The following is a 256-nucleotide window of genomic DNA, read 5'->3' on the forward strand; positions in this document are numbered from 1 at the left end:
GTAGTAACGAGAGCCAACATCTATTTACTGTTCAAGAGATTGCCTTGAACGATGTAGTTGACCTGAACAGCCTGCTCAATCATTCCTTTATTGATACGATTAATAGGTTTGGTAACTTTTACGGCCACCTAGACATGGCTTTTACAGGAGACTCTATTGGCCTTGCTCTTGGATTTACGGCTGGATCAAAGACTATGAAAGACTCCGAGGAGGACAAAGAAGAAACCGAGGCCGAGGCTCCTATTTATTGTCTCCC

General features: G+C 43.8%; 1 protein-coding gene. It reads left to right on the forward strand.

Annotation, left to right across the window (positions count from 1 at the left end; all coding sequences use genetic code 11):
• Positions 1–44: 44 nt before the first annotated feature.
• Positions 45–256, forward strand: a 212-nt coding sequence (locus RZA33_RS19615) for a hypothetical protein (protein WP_317509910.1), incomplete at its 3' end; no start/stop codon positions are given.

Origin of the sequence: Halovibrio sp. HP20-59, assembly GCF_033052795.2 — a bacterium.
Lineage (GTDB): Bacteria > Pseudomonadota > Gammaproteobacteria > Pseudomonadales > Halomonadaceae > Vreelandella.